Here is a 16,087-nt window from a genome sequence, read left to right on the forward strand (position 1 = left end):
CACGCCCTGGAGCCCGGGGGGTCTGACGCTCTTCAGAGTCCGTACTCCGAAAACCGCTGTTCTGGACCGACCCACGCGGTCGGGCGTGTCGCATCCCCTCTACGAAAATCTCCCGAAGAAGATCCCAACCAAGGGGGTGCGGGGCCGAAGACCGCGCAGTGCTCAATGAAGAGCGTCGGGGGCAGAACACCCACCGGGAGCCTGGTCTGCACCCCGCAACGCTTCCCGAAAGATTCCCGTACGTCCGCCCCAGCGCTGCCCAGAGGGCAGTTGGGACGACGAGTACTGTGGGACTAGCTTTCAGTTCTCCCGACGAGAGACGCGCAGCATCGGCACTCAACCGAGCAACCTGAACAGTGTGCCATATGGGTCAGTGCGGACGCCAATCGGGGCGATAAAGCGTACCCCATGGTCGATACGGGTCAGGTTTTAGCCGCGTACGGGAGGAACTGGGCCCAGACGGTCGGCGCGAAGGCGAGCGTGAGCCGGGGGCCGGGCGGGTTCTTGGAGTCGCGGACGTGGACCGAGCTGGGGGACGCAGCGACCTCGACGCACTCATTGCTGTTGCTGCTGTCGCTATAACTGCTCTTGAACCACTCCAGCTCGGAGGTGTCCCCGGCAGAGGTCTTGCGGATCATGTCTCTCCCAGCACTTGCTCGATAAAGGCCAGCGATTCCCCTGGTGGGAGCGCCTGAGCCCGGATGATGCCACACCGCAGCTCAATGATCCGGAGTTGTTTCGGATCGGAGACCGGGCGGCTGCCGAAGTCCCCCTCGGAGCGCCCCACCGCCGTACCGTCGCCGAACTTCAGCACCTGCATCTCCCCGCCCATGCCAGCGTGGTCATCCCGGACCGTCGGCATCACCTGGAGCTCAACGTTTCGCAACTGCCCTAGTTCCAAGAGGCGTTCGAGCTGTTGGCGCAACACCATTCTGCCTCCGAGAGAGCGGCGCAGCGTCACCTCTTCCTGAACGAAGCTCAGCTCCGGAGCAGGCGACCGTTCGAAAATGGACTGTCGAGCCACCCGAGCAGCCACCAGCCTCTCCACCTCGTCACGCGAGAAGGCAGGCCGACGCATCCCGAACAACGCCTCCGCGTACTCCCGCGTCTGCAACAGCCCGTGAATGTTGTGGTTCCCGTAGGCCGCCAGCTCAACCGCCTGCGCCTCCAGCTTCGCCAACGCCCGGACCTTCTTCGGGTACCGGGCCTCCGCCACATCCCGTTTCATCGCGGAGAGCTTGCCGTTCGCGCCCAGGACCTCGTCCGCCCTGTCCAGAAACTCGGGGCGGGGAATCCTCTTCCCGCCCTCCACCTTGTAGACCTGGTCCTCGCCGTACCCGATCGCCGTTCCGAACTCCCCCGCGCGCATCCCCGCCGCTTCTCGCCAGACCTTGATCTGGCGGCCCACCGCTGCGACCACGGCCGCTCCCGATTCGTCCTCGGGGTCCACGTCCCAGCCGGGCTCGTCCGCCCCGCCGTCTTCGCGCTCCGTACCGTCCACGCTCATCCCGCGCCCACCTCCGACGTACCGACCCAACCCGTCCTCAACGCCTGTGCGTACCCAACAGGTCACCCCGGACAGCCCGGACAACGCCGGACAAGCACTGGACAGTCACCGTACGCAAGCGCGTCATCACTGTTCACGGTACGCACGCACGGCCACGCTGAGTGACATGAACCGAGAACTCACCCAACCCGGCACCGGCACGCGGCAGTTCGCCATCCAGCTCTCCGCCACCCGCCGGGGCGCCAGGCTCGCGCGGCTGCTCGCGGTCGAGGAGCTGCGCTCCTGGGGGCTCCCCCTGGAGACGCCCGCGCACGTCATCGCCGAGCTGGCGGCGAACGCCGCACTGCACGGGCACCTGCCGGGGCGGGACTTCCGGCTCACGCTGGCCGTCGTGGGCGACGACGTACTGCGTATCGAGGTGATCGATCCGCGCGGCGACCGGCTGCCCGCGCCTGTGCAGGAGCCGGCCGAGGGCGAGTCGGGGCGTGGGCTGCTGCTGGTCGAGGCGCTCGCCGACCGCTGGGGAGTGACTCCGGGGCCCGCGCCCTGCAAGACCGTATGGGCGGAAATCGACCTGCCCACCGGATCGCGACAGCCGCGACCCGGTGGGCCGCGACCCGGGAACCCACGACATGTAGTTCTTTAAATCCCGGAGGGGAAAATACCCTTACCAACCCCTCCAGCCTCCCGTCACCCACACGGGTGATCTGTGGCAACTGGGCTGGATTTCCGGCCGGTTGGCGGGCATATGCTCGGTCCAACAACCACAGACATGCGACGGCCCCCGGCCGGGACTGGCATCCCGATCGAGGGCCTGACCAACAGGAAGTGACACCTTCCCGATGGCTTCAAAGCACTTTAACGCGCCCTCGCGCGCGTCGTCCGCCGTTCCCGGCGGCGGTCCCCGATCCGGTGTTGTTCACGTCAATGTGCGGCACAACAGCCGCTACACCGTGGTCGGCAACCACCTGGCCCAACACCGCGAACTCTCACTCCTCGCGATCGGGCTCGCCGTCCATATCCAGTCGCTGCCGGTCGGCGCGCCGATCGGCATCAAGTCCCTGACGGCCCGCTTCCCGGAGAGCGAGCACCGCATCGCGGGCGCGCTGCGGGAGCTGGAGACGTACGGCTACCTGGAACGCACCCGGGAGCGCCTTCCCAGCGGCAAGGTCGTCACCCGCACGGTGTCGTACAACCAGCCGGGCGCGGAACCCACCGAACCGGCCGCGCCCGAGCCCCCGGCGGCCCAGCCCGCCGCGCAGGAGCCCGCACCCACTGCCCCGGCGCGACCACTCCCCCAGCCCCGCTCCGCCGACCTGGCGCGACACCGCACGGCAATGGACCTGCTCACAGACCTGCACCGGCACGACCCCCGGCTGCTGCTCGCCGAACGGGACGTACGCCGCCTCGCGCCGGGCGTCGAGGCTTGGCTGGAGGCCGGGGCCAGGCCCGGCGCCGTACAGCGAACCCTGACCGCGACCGTCCCGGACAACCTGAAACACGCGGCGGGGCTGCTCGCGTACCGCCTGGCCGAGCTGATGCCGCCGTTCCTGCCGACACCCCCACAGGCGGTACGCCCGGACCCACTCCAGAACTGCGAAACCTGCGACCGCGCGTTCCGAGCCCCCGCACCGGGCCACTGCCGCGACTGCCTCGCTGAGGCGGCCTGATGAGCGGGCGCACACCGCACCGGTATCGGGCTATGCGGGAGTTCGTTCAGTCGATGGACGACACCCTTCCCGGCAAGTTCGAGATCACGAAGGAGGGGATCGTCCACGACCTGATGGCTCCGAATCCTCCCCACGAGCTGACCAGAGCCCGGATCAGCCGCCGCCTGGAGCGGGTCATGCCGGACGGGTTCGTGGCACACACGGGCGCTCCCGACGTGGAAAGCGGGCCGGAAGGCATCATGCGCCTTCCCGACCTCATCGTGATCGCCCTCGCCGACATGGAAGGCCAAGGCTCCTTCGATCCGCGTTCGCTCATCGCCGCCGTCGAAGTCGTGTCCCGTTCCAACCCGGACAACGACTGGGTGAACAAGATGCGGGACTACCCGCTCCTCGGCATCCCCACCTACGCGATCTTCGACCCGCGCACGGGCACAGGCGCGGTCCTCTCCGAGATCCACCCGACGGCGCAAGGGCCGCGCTATGCCACGCGCAAGGACTTCATCTACGGCGAGGACGTCACCGTTGGCGACTGGACGATCTCGACCGAGGGCCTGCCGCGCTACGCGTAGAGCCGGCGGAGATCCCCCTGACCGATGGGTCACCCCAAATGAGTGGTCATATGCCAAAGGCAAGTGCCGGAGGCATTTCTGAACCTAGGTTCCCGTACATGGTCAGTTCATCCCATGAGGCCTCGCACCGGATCTTCCAGGACCGCCCCGAGCTCCTCACGCCCGTCTTCCGAATCCTGGGCGTACCCCTGTCCGACAAGCCATCCGTCGAGGTGCTCACCCCGGATGCCACCGAGATCCGTCCGTTGGAGCGCCGAGTGGACAGCGTGCTGCGCGTTCATCCACCCGGAGAAGACAGATTCCTGCTCGCCATCGAAGCGCAAGGTCGGCGTGACCCGGACAAAGCGTCCAGCTGGACGTACTACCTCGCCTATCTCCAGGCGAAGTACGACATGCCGGCCCTTCTCCTGGTCGTCTGCCAGGACGAGTTGACCGCCGAATGGGCAGCGGGGCCTTTCAGGGTCGGGGTGAAGGGCTGGACAGCCCTGAGCACCCACCCTCTTGTCCTTGGCCCCAACAATGTCCCCAGGATCACCGATCCCGCCGAGGCGGCGCTGGACCTCCCACTGGCGACCTTCTCCGCCATGACGCATGGAAAAGACCCGAACGTCACGGCCATACTGAAGGCGCTGGTGACCGCTTTGGGGCGCTCGAAAACGCGCTCCATCAGGTACTACGCGGAAATGCTGGAAATCGGCCTGGGGGCGACCCCGGCACGGGACATCTGGAGGAACCTGATGAATGAAGCCAGCTACTTCCCTGGTCGCGGGACCCTGGTCGAGGAGACCTACCTCAGGGGCGAAGCTGATGGCGAAGCCAAGGGGAAAGCCGAGGGGAAAGCCGATTCGATCCTGCAGCTACTGGCTGCCCGCAGTGTCCCCGTCTCGGACGCTGCCGCACAGCGGATCACCGACTGCACCGACCTCAACACCCTGAACCGGTGGTTCGGCCGCGCGGTCACCGCCGAAGCCGCCGAGGAACTGTTCACCGAAGCAGACCAGGCGGAGAGCACCGAGTAATGAGAGCGAAGGTGAACGGCAGCTACTTCCCCGGCCACGGCACCCTCGTCGAGGAGACCTACCTCAGGGGCGTAGCCAGCGGTGAAGCCAGGGGCAGGGTCAAGGCGATCCTGCGCCTGTTGAACCACCGCAGCATCCCCGTCCCCGAGGCCCTCGCCCAGCGGATCACCGACTGCACCGACCTCGACACCCTGGACCGCTGGCTCGATCGCGCGGTCACCGCCGACGCCGCCGAGGAACTGTTCGTCGAAGAGGAGACGGCCGCACCCGAGGCCGCCGAGTAGCCCCACTCCCAGGCCGCTCCGCCGGGTCGCCGCAACCGCGACCCGGCGGGTCACCCCAAGCCCCAGCCACGGCGCCCAAGCAACCTCCTCCCCCGAATCTTCGTCAAGCTTCACGGAACGCAGCGAAAGGGACCGGCCGCTGCGGGGGAAGCGGACGGGGCAGTGGCGTTGACCAGCGCGAATGAACAGACGGCAGGCTCTCCTGCGGTGCATACGTCCGGGCCCGCCCGGCGGGCCCTGATCGTCGCCGCCGGTGCCGCCGCCCTTGCCTCGTGCTCCGTGCCCGCGCCGCGCCGTACGACCCCCGCCGCCGATCCCGCGCCCGGGAAGCCGATCGCACGATCGCGGCACGCGCTGGTGTTGCAGATCCTGGCGCACCCGGACGACGACCTGTACTTCATGAACCCGGACACCCAGCACACGCTGGACTCCGGCGTCCCGCTGGTCAGCGTGTATGTGACCGCCGGTGAGTCCAAGGGTGTCAACAGGATCCCCGGTGAGCCGCACCCCGCCGGGGACAAGTCGGCGTACTCCTCCTCCCGGCTCCAGGGGCTGCGGCAGGCGTACGCGACCCTGCTTGGCCTCCCCCGGTTCACGCCATGGAAGCGGTCTGTCATCACACTGCGCGGTGCGCAGCGCGCAGAGCTCAACACGCTTACGCACAACGGGCGTCGGGTCGAGATGATCTTCCTTAATCTGGCCATGTACACCACGTGGGGGCGCCTCGGCCTGCCCAGCCTGTGGGAGTCCCGGGGGCTTTCGCTGCGCACTGTTGTGGCCGACAACTCGCCGCTGCAGAAGGCGAGTTCGTACGCGTACGACGAGCTCATCGACGTACTCGCCGGGCTCCTTGAGCACTACCGGCCCACCCTGGTGCACACCCTCGATCCCGACCCCGACATCCAGCAGAGTGACGAAGCCACCCGGCGCCGGGACGACGAGCAGCGCGGGCACTCCGACCATGCCGACCACACCGCCGTCGCGTCCTTCGCCTGGGCCGCGATGATCCGCCGGGTCGCCGAGGCCACCAAGGACGGGGGTGACGTGCCCGGCTTCGTCGCCACGGCCTTCCGCGGTTACTACAACCATCACTGGCCGAAGAACCTGCCGGGCAAGGTGCTGCGTGAGAAGGCCGCACACCTCGTCTCGTACGGCGGCGATCCCGGCTGGGAGTGCGGGAACGCGGCGGGCTGCGGCGACTACAACGTCGGCGGCGACCGTCCGCTCGCCAGCCGCAAGGGTTGGATCCGCTCCACCCACTACCGCTACCCCGGCGCCCGTCCCGTCGTCTCGACCGAGTCCGACGGGCGGCTGACGGCCTACAGCGTGCTGGGCCTGCGGGTCGCACGGCACCGGGAGAGCGCGCCGGGCAGCGGCGCATGGGGGCCGCCGGACGACTTGGGCGGCGGGCCGCTGGCCCCCGCGCTCGGGGCGGCGGCGCTCGACGACGGCAGGCAGCTGCTGTTCGGGCTGCGGTTCGCCGCGCTGGCCGGCCACGGCGCTGCCAACACCCGCGAGATCGTGCTGCTCGAACAGCGCACGCCCGGTGGGGAGTTCGGCGCCTGGACGGGCCTGGGCAACCCGGAGAAGCGCCCGGACCGAGGCCGTCGTATCGGCTCGCCCGTCGCCGTGGCGGCCCCCGACGGGCGGGTCCATTTCTTCGTACGCAACGCGGATCAGGGCATCAGTACGCGGGTACGGGACACCGCCGGGCACTGGGACGCCTGGCGCGACCTGGGCGGCGGTGAGGTCCAGGACGGGCTGGCGGCGGTGGCTGACGGCGAAGGCCGCGTCCATGTGTTCGCGGCCGGACGCGACGCCGTGCACCACTGGACGCAGGACGCACCGGGCACGCCGGTCCGGTCACGCCCCGCGCCGGGCCTGCCCGCGCCCGGGGACTCCCCCACCGCCCTGGCCGCGCCGGACGGCGGCATCGACCTGGTCTACCGGCGGCCCGCGACGGCCCGGCTCACGAAGGTCCGGGTCGGTGGCGGCAGCCGGGGGCGCCTGCGCTTCGACGGGTACGGGGCCCTGGACGCCGTAACGGCCCCTTCGGGTCCCGTCCTGCTGGGCCGGGACGAGCGGGGGCGGGTTCAGCTGCTTGCGGGGGGACGCCTGGTACGACGTAAAGGAGGGCCTGCCGCCCTGGAGGGAGCCGCGCTGCACCTCGGGCCCCGGGGCCCGGTCGTGGTGGGTATCGGAGCGGACGCGATGCCCTGGCTCTGGCGGCCGTAGAAGCCCGTACATACAACAGAAGGGCCCCTGTACCGCCGCGAACGGCAGTACAGGGGCCCTCCTTGGTGCTCAGATCGAGCAACCAGGTCAGAACACCAAATTACTTGGTGATCTTGGTGACCTGGCCGGCGCCGACGGTCCGGCCACCCTCACGGATGGCGAACTTCAGGCCCTCTTCCATCGCGACGGACTGGATGAGGTTGACGGTCATGATGGTGTTGTCACCAGGCATGACCATCTCGGTGCCCTCGGGAAGGGTCACCACGCCCGTTACGTCCGTGGTGCGGAAGTAGAACTGCGGGCGGTAGTTGTTGAAGAAGGGGGTGTGACGGCCACCCTCGTCCTTCGACAGGATGTAGGCCTGGGCCTCAAACTCGGTGTGCGGCGTGACCGAACCCGGCTTGATGATGACCTGGCCGCGCTCGACGTCCTCGCGCTTGATGCCGCGGAGGAGGAGGCCCACGTTCTCGCCGGCCTGACCCTCGTCGAGCAGCTTGCGGAACATCTCGATACCCGTGACCGTGGTGGTGGTCTTGGTCTCCTTGATGCCCACGATGTCAACAGTCTCGTTGACCTTGAGGATGCCACGCTCGATACGACCGGTGACGACCGTGCCACGACCCGTGATCGTGAAGACGTCCTCGATCGGCATCAGGAACGGCTTGTCGACATCGCGCTCGGGCTGCGGGATCGACTCGTCGACGGCCTTCATGAGGTCGAGAACAGTCTGGCCCCACTCCTTGTCGCCCTCAAGCGCCTTGAGCGCCGAGACCTTGACGACCGGAAGGTCGTCGCCCGCGTACTCGTACTCGGAAAGGAGCTCACGAACCTCAAGCTCAACGAGCTCCAGGATCTCCTCGTCGTCCACCATGTCGGCCTTGTTCAGCGCGACAACGATGTACGGAACGCCGACCTGGCGGGCCAGGAGCACGTGCTCCTTGGTCTGCGGCATCGGGCCGTCGGTCGCGGCGACGACGAGAATGGCGCCGTCCATCTGCGCCGCACCCGTGATCATGTTCTTGATGTAGTCCGCGTGGCCGGGGCAGTCGACGTGCGCGTAGTGACGCGACTCCGTCTGGTACTCCACGTGCGAGATCGAAATCGTGATACCGCGCTGGCGCTCTTCGGGAGCCTTGTCGATCTGGTCGAAGGCCGAGGCCTCGTTCAGATTCGGAAACGCGTCATGCAGCACCTTGGTAATGGCGGCCGTAAGGGTCGTCTTACCGTGGTCGATGTGACCGATGGTGCCGATGTTGACGTGCGGCTTAGTCCGCTCGAACTTTGCCTTCGCCACTGGATCCTCCTGCGGAGTGGTTCTGTACGCCTTGCTTCATCGGCGCCAGGTGATCTTTGCTGGGATGCCGACCGCCGGGGGATCTCCCACACGGTAATGCCGGAAAATCCCGGCGGTCGGTGTCAAGCCTAAAACGGGCACTCGGGGGAGCTACTCGCCCTTGGCCTTCGCAATAATCTCCTCGGCGACGTTCCGCGGAACCTCGGCGTAGGAGTCGAACTGCATCGAGTAGCTTGCGCGACCCGAGGTCTTGCTGCGGAGGTCTCCGACGTAGCCGAACATCTCCGAGAGGGGCACGAGGCCCTTCACGACGCGAGCGCCGCTGCGCTCCTCCATGGCCTGAATCTGGCCACGGCGGGAGTTGAGGTCGCCGATCACATCGCCCATGTAGTCCTCGGGCGTAGTGACCTCGACAGCCATCATCGGCTCAAGGAGCACGGGAGAGGCCCTACGGGCACCCTCCTTGAACGCCTGCGAACCGGCGATCTTGAAGGCCAGCTCCGAAGAGTCGACCTCGTGGTAGCCACCGTCGAGAAGGGTGATGCGAACACCGACCATCTCGTAGCCGGCCAGGATGCCGAACTTCATGGCTTCCTGGGCACCGGCGTCCACCGAGGGGATGTACTCCCTGGGGATGCGGCCACCAGTGACCTTGTTGATGAACTCGTAGGACGCGTCGCCACCCTCGATGGGCTCCATCGAGATCTGCACCTTCGCGAACTGGCCAGTTCCACCAGTCTGCTTCTTGTGCACATAGTCGATGCGGTCGACCTTCTTACGGATCGTCTCGCGGTAGGCGACCTGCGGCTTGCCGACGTTCGCCTCGACGCGGAACTCGCGCTTCATGCGGTCGACGAGCACCTCGAGGTGAAGCTCGCCCATACCACCGATGATGGTCTGGCCGGTCTCCTCGTCGGAGTGAACCTGGAAGGAGGGGTCCTCCTCCGCGAGGCGCTGGATAGCAATACCCAGGCGCTCCTGGTCACCCTTGGACTTCGGCTCGATGGCGACCTGAATGACCGGGGCCGGGAAGTCCATGGACTCCAGGATGACCGGCTTCTTCTCGTCACAGAGCGTCTCACCCGTGGTGGTCTGCTTCAGACCCATGACGGCGACGATGTCGCCGGCGCCCACCGAGGGGATCTCCTCACGCTTGTTCGCGTGCATACGGTAGATCTTCCCGATGCGCTCCTTCTTGCCCTTCACCGAGTTCAGCACCGCAGTGCCGGCCTCAAGGCGGCCCGAGTAAACCCGGACGAAGGTGAGCTTTCCGAGGTGCGGGTCGCTCGCGATCTTGAACGCAAGACCGGAGAACGGCTCGTCGTCGGACGGCTGACGCGAAATGATCTTCTCGGGGTCCTTGACGTCGTGACCCTCAATGGCGTCGACGTCCAGGGGAGAAGGCAGGTAGCGCACAACCGCGTCGAGCAGGGGCTGAACGCCCTTGTTCTTGAACGCGGTACCGCAGAACACCGGGGAAACCGTGATGGAGTCCGCAGTGCCCTTGGAAGCCAGGGTGATACGACGAATCGCGGCGTAAAGCTGGTCCACGGTGGGCTCCTGGCCCTCCAGGTACAGCTCCATCATCTCGTCGTCGTGCTCGGAAACAGCCTCAAGCAGCTTGCCGCGCCACTCGTCAGCTGCCTCGACGTGAGTGTCCGGGATGTCGACTACGTCGTACATCTCGCCCTTGGTGGCTTCGGCCTGCCAGACAAAGGCCTTCATCGTCACGAGGTCGACGACGCCCTTGAAGTCAGCCTCAGCACCAATGGGGAGCTGCATGACCAGCGGCACCGCACCGAGGCGGTCCACGATCATGTCCACACAGCGGTGGAACTCGGCGCCGGTGCGGTCGAGCTTGTTGATGAAGCAGATACGCGGCACGCCGTAGCGGTCCGCCTGACGCCAGACAGTCTCGGACTGCGGCTCGACTCCCGCCACACCGTCGAACACGGTGACAGCACCGTCGAGGACGCGGAGCGAACGCTCCACCTCGACGGTGAAGTCGACGTGACCCGGGGTGTCGATGATGTTGATCGTGTGATCAACCTCATCGAGCGGCCAGTGGCAGGTCGTCGCGGCAGACGTGATCGTGATGCCGCGCTCCTGCTCCTGCTCCATCCAGTCCATCGTCGCTGCGCCGTCGTGGACTTCACCGATCTTGTAGCTCACACCGGTGTAGAAGAGGATCCGCTCGGTGGTGGTCGTCTTACCCGCGTCGATGTGGGCCATGATCCCAATGTTGCGGACCTTGGCCAGGTCAAGCGAAGTGGTGGCCATAAGGCTCAATCTTCTCTCGGTCTCGATGGGGAAAGCGACTACCAGCGGTAGTGCGCGAAGGCCTTGTTCGACTCGGCCATCTTGTGGGTGTCCTCGCGCTTCTTGACAGCAGCGCCAAGACCGTTGGAGGCGTCGAGCAGCTCGTTCATGAGGCGCTCGGTCATGGTCTTCTCACGGCGGGCGCGGGAGTAACCCACGACCCAACGCAGCGCGAGAGTGCCCGCACGACCGGGCTTGACCTCGATCGGCACCTGGTACGTGGCGCCACCGACACGGCGGGACTTGACCTCAAGAGACGGCTTTACGTTCTCAAGGGCACGCTTCAGCGTGATGACCGGGTCGTTACCGGTCTTCTCGCGGAGGCCTTCCATGGCGCCGTACACGATCCGCTCGGCAGTGGAACGCTTGCCGTTGAGCAGGATCTTGTTGATGAGGGAGGTGACAAGAGGAGAGCTGTAGACCGGGTCAATGATGACCGGGCGCTTCGGGGCGGGGCCCTTACGAGGCATTCTTACTTCTCCTTCTTGGCGCCGTAGCGGCTGCGGGCCTGCTTGCGGTTCTTGACACCCTGGGTGTCAAGGGAGCCGCGGATGATCTTGTAACGAACACCCGGCAGGTCCTTCACACGGCCGCCACGCACGAGCACGATCGAGTGCTCCTGCAGGTTGTGTCCCTCACCCGGGATGTAAGCGGTGACTTCGATCCCGCTGGTCAGACGCACACGCGCGACCTTACGCAGGGCCGAGTTCGGCTTCTTCGGGGTGGTCGTGAACACTCGCGTGCAGACGCCACGGCGCTGGGGCGAACCCTCAAGCGCGGGCGTCTTGTTCTTCTCGACCTTGTCTTGCCGGCCCTTGCGGACCAGCTGCTGGATCGTAGGCACTACTTCTCCGGTTTCTGTGTGCCGATCACTGTGAAACTAACCTGGAACACCACCGACCCACGCGGTCGGGTGTGTCGAACACTGCGAACAACCCCGCGGAACAGAGAAGCAGCAGATTGCGGCGAAATCGCCCTGGCTCATGGGACGGACATAGGCACGTCCCAGAGCCCAGGCACACCCCAGGCACAAGGGTTGAGCGTACCTACCTCATCGACTCTGGTCAAAACAAATGCTCCGCACCCAACACGCCGTACTTCCCACGAGGTCGCACGCGGCCGTTAAACGTGATCCTTTACGGCCGGGCACCAACAGCGTGGGAGGAACCGCAGTAAATGCGCCCTGACGCCCTCACAACGCCGCAGGGCGGCCACCCCGTGAAGAGTGACCGCCCCGTGGACGTACTGCTCGTGCTGTCCGGTCCTACTGGTTGTACGGACCGTAGTCGTAGTCCTCCAGCGGAACCGCCTGGCCGGAGCCGGTGCCGAAGGGCGAGTAGTCGATGTCGTCGTAACCGACGGCCGAGTACATCGCTGCCTTGGCCTCCTCGGTCGGCTCGACCCGGATGTTGCGGTAACGGGCGAGGCCCGTACCGGCCGGGATGAGCTTGCCGATGATGACGTTCTCCTTGAGGCCGATCAGGGAGTCCGACTTGGCGTTGATCGCCGCGTCGGTCAGAACCCTGGTCGTCTCCTGGAAGGACGCCGCCGACAGCCACGACTCGGTCGCCAGCGAGGCCTTGGTGATACCCATCAGCTGCGGACGGCCGGAGGCCGGGTGGCCGCCTTCCGTGACCACACGACGGTTCTCGCCCTCGAAGCGACCGCGCTCGACGAGCTCGCCCGGAAGCAGCTCGGCGTCGCCCGACTCGATGATCGTCACGCGGCGCAGCATCTGCCGGATGATGATCTCGATGTGCTTGTCGTGGATCGACACGCCCTGGCTGTTGTAGACCTTCTGGACTTCGCCGACCAGGTGGATCTGGACCGCGCGCTGACCGAGGATCCGCAGGACGTCGTGCGGGTTGGTCGCACCGACGGTGAGCTTCTGGCCCACCTCGACCGCGTCGCCCTCGCCCACCAGCAGACGAGCACGCTTGGAGATCGGGAACGGCGTCTCTTCGCTGCCGTCGTCCGGGACGACGACGAGCTTCTTCGTCTTCTCGGTCTCCTCGATACGGATGCGGCCGACCGCCTCCGAGATCGGGGCGACACCCTTGGGCGTACGAGCCTCGAAGAGCTCGACGACTCGGGGCAGACCCTGCGTGATGTCGTCACCCGCCACACCACCGGTGTGGAAGGTACGCATCGTCAGCTGGGTACCGGGCTCACCGATGGACTGGGCGGCGATGATGCCGACCGCCTCACCGATGTCGACCAGCTTGCCGGTGGCCAGCGAACGGCCGTAGCAGAACGCACAGGTACCGACCGTGGACTCGCAGGTCAGGACCGAGCGGGTCTTGACCTCCACCACACCGTGCAGGATCAGCTGGTCGATGAGCACGTCACCGAGGTCGACATTGGCCGGCGCGATGACCTTGCCGTCGATGACGACATCCTCGGCGAGCATGCGTGCGTACACGCTCGTCTCGACGTCGTCGGTCTTGCGGAGGATGCCGTCGGCACCCTTCTCCGCGATCTTCAGCTTGAGGCCACGGTCGGTACCGCAGTCCTCTTCACGGATGATCACGTCCTGCGAGACGTCCACCAGACGACGGGTCAGGTAACCCGAGTCGGCGGTACGCAGGGCGGTGTCGGCCAGACCCTTACGGGCACCGTGGGTGGAGATGAAGTACTCCAGCACCGACAGGCCCTCACGGAACGACGCCTTGATGGGACGAGGAATCGTCTCGTTCTTGGCGTTCGACACCAGACCACGCATACCGGCGATCTGACGCATCTGCATCATGTTTCCTCGGGCACCCGAGTCAACCATCATGAAGATGGGGTTCGTCTTGGGGAAGTTCGCGTTCATCGCCTCGGCAACCTCATTGGTTGCCTTGGTCCAGATCGCGATGAGCTCCTGAGTGCGCTCTTCCTTGGTGATGAGACCGCGCTCGTACTGCTTCTGGACCTTCTCGTCCTGGGCCTCGTAGCCCTTGACGATGGCCTTCTTGGCCTCCGGGACGACGATGTCCGAAACGGCGACGGTGACGCCGGAACGGGTCGCCCAGTGGAAGCCGGCCGCCTTCAGGTTGTCGAGCGTTGCCGCCACGATGACCTTGGGGTAGCGCTCGGCCAGGTCGTTGACGATCTCGGAGAGCTGCTTCTTGCCCACCGAGTAGTCGACGAACGGGTAGTCCTCGGGCAGCAGCTCGTTGAAGAGCGCGCGACCCAGCGTCGTACGCAGCCGGAAGGCGTCACCCTGCTGCCACTCCGGGTCGCCCTCTTCGCGCACCGGCGGGGTCCAGCCGCGCGGCGGGATGGTGCCCACCGGGAAGCGGATGTCGACCTTCGCCTGGAGCGAGAGCTCACGGTTGTCGAACGCCATGGTGGCCTCGGCGCTGGAGCCGAAGGACCGGCCCACGCCGATGACCTTGCGCTCCTCCTCGTCCGTGGTGAGGAAGAAGAGACCGAGCACCATGTCCTGGGTCGGCATGGTGACGGGACGACCGTCTGCCGGCTTCAGGATGTTGTTCGAGGACAGCATCAGAATGCGGGCCTCGGCCTGTGCCTCTGCCGAAAGCGGCAGGTGCACGGCCATCTGGTCACCGTCGAAGTCCGCGTTGAACGCGGTGCAGACGAGCGGGTGGATCTGGATGGCCTTGCCCTCGACCAGCTGGGGCTCGAAGGCCTGGATGCCGAGGCGGTGCAGCGTCGGCGCACGGTTCAGCAGAACCGGGTGCTCGGCGATGACCTCTTCGAGTACGTCGTAGACGACCGTGCGGCCGCGCTCGACCATGCGCTTCGCCGACTTGATGTTCTGCGCGTGGTTGAGGTCCACCAGGCGCTTCATCACGAACGGCTTGAAGAGCTCCAGCGCCATGGCCTTGGGCAGGCCGCACTGGTGCAGCTTCAGCTGCGGGCCGACGACGATCACGGAACGCGCGGAGTAGTCCACACGCTTACCGAGAAGGTTCTGACGGAAACGACCCTGCTTGCCCTTGAGCATGTCGCTCAGGGACTTCAGCGGGCGGTTACCGGGACCGGTGACCGGGCGACCACGGCGACCGTTGTCGAACAGTGCGTCGACGGCCTCCTGCAGCATCCGCTTCTCGTTGTTCACGATGATCTCGGGGGCACCGAGGTCAAGGAGACGCTTGAGGCGGTTGTTGCGGTTGATCACGCGGCGGTACAGGTCGTTCAGGTCGGAGGTCGCGAAGCGGCCACCGTCCAGCTGCACCATCGGACGCAGGTCCGGCGGGATGACCGGCACGCAGTCCAGCACCATGCCCTTGGGCTTGTTGCTGGTCTGCAGGAACGCGGAGACGACCTTGAGGCGCTTGAGCGCACGGGTCTTCTTCTGGCCCTTGCCACTGCGGATGATCTCGCGGAGGCGCTCGGCCTCCTCTGCGAGGTCGAAGGTCTCCAGACGCTTCTGGAGCGCCGCGGCGCCCATGCAGCCGTCGAAGTACGTGCCGAAACGGTCACGCAGCTCGCGGTAGAGCAGCTCGTCGCCCTCAAGGTCCTGGACCTTGAGGCTCTTGAAGCGGCTCCACACCTCGTCGAGACGGTCGATCTCGCGCTGCGCACGGTCACGCAGCTGCTTCATCTCACGCTCGGCACCTTCGCGCACCTTGCGGCGTACGTCGGCCTTGGCGCCCTCGGCCTCAAGCTCGGCCAGGTCGGTCTCAAGCTTCTTGGCACGGGCTTCGAGGTCCGAGTCGCGACGGTTCTCGACCTGCTGGCGCTCGACGGAGACATGTGCCTCCAGCGAGGGCAGGTCGCGCGTCCGGCGCTCCTCGTCCACGAATGTGATCATGTACGCGGCGAAGTAGATGACCTTTTCGAGGTCCTTCGGCGCGAGGTCGAGCAGGTACCCGAGGCGCGAAGGAACGCCCTTGAAGTACCAGATGTGGGTGACGGGAGCGGCCAGCTCAATGTGGCCCATCCGCTCACGACGCACCTTGGCGCGAGTTACCTCGACGCCGCAGCGCTCGCAGATGATGCCCTTGAAGCGGACACGCTTGTACTTGCCGCAGTAGCACTCCCAGTCCCGGGTAGGACCGAAGATCTTCTCGCAGAAGAGTCCGTCCTTTTCGGGCTTGAGCGTGCGGTAGTTGATGGTCTCCGGCTTCTTCACTTCGCCGTGCGACCAGGTCCGGATGTCGTCCGCGGTGGCGAGGCCAATCCGCAGCTCGTCGAAGAAGTTGACGTCGAGCACTTGTCGTCAATCCCTCTTTCGGGGTC

The 16,087-nt window shown here is 66.3% G+C and carries 13 protein-coding genes; 6 read left to right on the plus strand and 7 right to left on the minus strand.

Annotation, left to right across the window (positions count from 1 at the left end; translation table 11 throughout):
• Positions 1 to 422 precede the first annotated feature (422 nt).
• The gene (locus tag ABCR94_RS25715; RefSeq protein WP_347122389.1) at positions 423 to 638 is read right to left on the minus strand and encodes a DUF397 domain-containing protein; all 216 of its coding nucleotides are present in this window, start codon (positions 636 to 638) and stop codon (positions 423 to 425) included.
• On the minus strand, positions 635 to 1,507 hold the full coding sequence (locus tag ABCR94_RS25720; RefSeq protein ID WP_347122390.1) for a helix-turn-helix domain-containing protein: 873 nt from the start codon (positions 1,505 to 1,507) through the stop codon (positions 635 to 637). The genes ABCR94_RS25715 and ABCR94_RS25720 overlap by 4 nt, the downstream gene beginning before the upstream one ends.
• Positions 1,508 to 1,673: 166 nt before the next feature.
• Here ABCR94_RS25720 and ABCR94_RS25725 point away from each other — a divergent pair, with 166 nt between their 5' ends.
• The 6 genes from ABCR94_RS25725 (at position 1,674) to ABCR94_RS25750 (ending at position 7,284) form a co-directional block, all read left to right on the plus strand.
• Positions 1,674 to 2,153 (plus strand): ATP-binding protein, encoded by a 480-nt coding sequence (locus ABCR94_RS25725; RefSeq protein ID WP_347122391.1) that lies wholly within the window; start codon positions 1,674 to 1,676, stop codon positions 2,151 to 2,153.
• A gap of 196 nt (positions 2,154 to 2,349) precedes the next feature.
• The gene (locus ABCR94_RS25730; RefSeq protein WP_347122392.1) at positions 2,350 to 3,177 is read left to right on the plus strand and encodes a helix-turn-helix domain-containing protein; all 828 of its coding nucleotides are present in this window, start codon (positions 2,350 to 2,352) and stop codon (positions 3,175 to 3,177) included.
• Between the two features lie 53 nt (positions 3,178 to 3,230).
• The gene (locus ABCR94_RS25735) at positions 3,231 to 3,746 is read left to right on the plus strand and encodes a Uma2 family endonuclease (protein WP_347122393.1); all 516 of its coding nucleotides are present in this window, start codon (positions 3,231 to 3,233) and stop codon (positions 3,744 to 3,746) included.
• Positions 3,747 to 3,796: 50 nt separating this feature from the next.
• Entirely contained in the window at positions 3,797 to 4,765 is a 969-nt protein-coding gene (locus ABCR94_RS25740) for a hypothetical protein (protein ID WP_347122394.1), read from the plus strand.
• Positions 4,765 to 5,049, plus strand: a complete 285-nt coding sequence (locus ABCR94_RS25745) for a hypothetical protein (protein WP_347122395.1) — start codon at positions 4,765 to 4,767, stop codon at positions 5,047 to 5,049. The genes ABCR94_RS25740 and ABCR94_RS25745 overlap by 1 nt, the downstream gene beginning before the upstream one ends.
• Positions 5,050 to 5,217: 168 nt before the next feature.
• A complete protein-coding gene (locus ABCR94_RS25750) occupies positions 5,218 to 7,284 on the plus strand; it encodes a PIG-L family deacetylase (protein WP_347122396.1) in 2,067 nt (688 codons plus the stop codon).
• Positions 7,285 to 7,384: 100 nt separating this feature from the next.
• Here ABCR94_RS25750 and tuf read toward each other — a convergent pair whose 3' ends face one another.
• From tuf to ABCR94_RS25775, 5 genes are all read right to left on the minus strand, one after another.
• Entirely contained in the window at positions 7,385 to 8,578 is a 1,194-nt protein-coding gene (gene tuf, locus ABCR94_RS25755; RefSeq protein WP_347122397.1) for an elongation factor Tu, read from the minus strand.
• 150 nt (positions 8,579 to 8,728) lie between these two features.
• Complete coding sequence (fusA, locus tag ABCR94_RS25760) at positions 8,729 to 10,858, minus strand: elongation factor G (RefSeq protein ID WP_347122398.1); 2,130 nt, start codon at positions 10,856 to 10,858, stop codon at positions 8,729 to 8,731.
• 38 nt (positions 10,859 to 10,896) lie between these two features.
• Positions 10,897 to 11,367 carry a 30S ribosomal protein S7 gene (rpsG, locus tag ABCR94_RS25765; protein WP_283521039.1) on the minus strand — a complete coding sequence of 157 codons (471 nt, stop codon included), beginning with the start codon at positions 11,365 to 11,367 and terminating at the stop codon, positions 10,897 to 10,899.
• A 2-nt stretch (positions 11,368 to 11,369) separates the two neighbouring features.
• Positions 11,370 to 11,741: a 30S ribosomal protein S12 gene (rpsL, locus tag ABCR94_RS25770; RefSeq protein WP_003948652.1), complete on the minus strand. Its 372-nt coding sequence runs from the start codon at positions 11,739 to 11,741 to the stop codon at positions 11,370 to 11,372.
• A gap of 420 nt (positions 11,742 to 12,161) precedes the next feature.
• Positions 12,162 to 16,061 carry a DNA-directed RNA polymerase subunit beta' gene (locus ABCR94_RS25775; RefSeq protein ID WP_347122399.1) on the minus strand — a complete coding sequence of 1,300 codons (3,900 nt, stop codon included), beginning with the start codon at positions 16,059 to 16,061 and terminating at the stop codon, positions 12,162 to 12,164.
• Positions 16,062 to 16,087 lie beyond the last annotated feature (26 nt).

Origin of the sequence: Streptomyces changchenzhani, assembly GCF_039766235.1 — a bacterium.
In the GTDB taxonomy this organism is placed as follows: Bacteria; Actinomycetota; Actinomycetes; order Streptomycetales; family Streptomycetaceae; genus Streptomyces.

Coding starts and splice junctions, on each gene's coding strand:
- ABCR94_RS25715 (WP_347122389.1), bottom strand. CDS start 638: ATGATCCGCAAGACCTCTGCCGGGGACACCTCCGAGCTGGAGTGGTTC.
- ABCR94_RS25720 (WP_347122390.1), bottom strand. CDS start 1,507: ATGAGCGTGGACGGTACGGAGCGCGAAGACGGCGGGGCGGACGAGCCC.
- ABCR94_RS25725 (WP_347122391.1), top strand. CDS start 1,674: ATGAACCGAGAACTCACCCAACCCGGCACCGGCACGCGGCAGTTCGCC.
- ABCR94_RS25730 (WP_347122392.1), top strand. CDS start 2,350: ATGGCTTCAAAGCACTTTAACGCGCCCTCGCGCGCGTCGTCCGCCGTT.
- ABCR94_RS25735 (WP_347122393.1), top strand. CDS start 3,231: ATGGACGACACCCTTCCCGGCAAGTTCGAGATCACGAAGGAGGGGATC.
- ABCR94_RS25740 (WP_347122394.1), top strand. CDS start 3,797: ATGCCAAAGGCAAGTGCCGGAGGCATTTCTGAACCTAGGTTCCCGTAC.
- ABCR94_RS25745 (WP_347122395.1), top strand. CDS start 4,765: ATGAGAGCGAAGGTGAACGGCAGCTACTTCCCCGGCCACGGCACCCTC.
- fusA (WP_347122398.1), bottom strand. CDS start 10,858: ATGGCCACCACTTCGCTTGACCTGGCCAAGGTCCGCAACATTGGGATC.
- rpsG (WP_283521039.1), bottom strand. CDS start 11,367: ATGCCTCGTAAGGGCCCCGCCCCGAAGCGCCCGGTCATCATTGACCCG.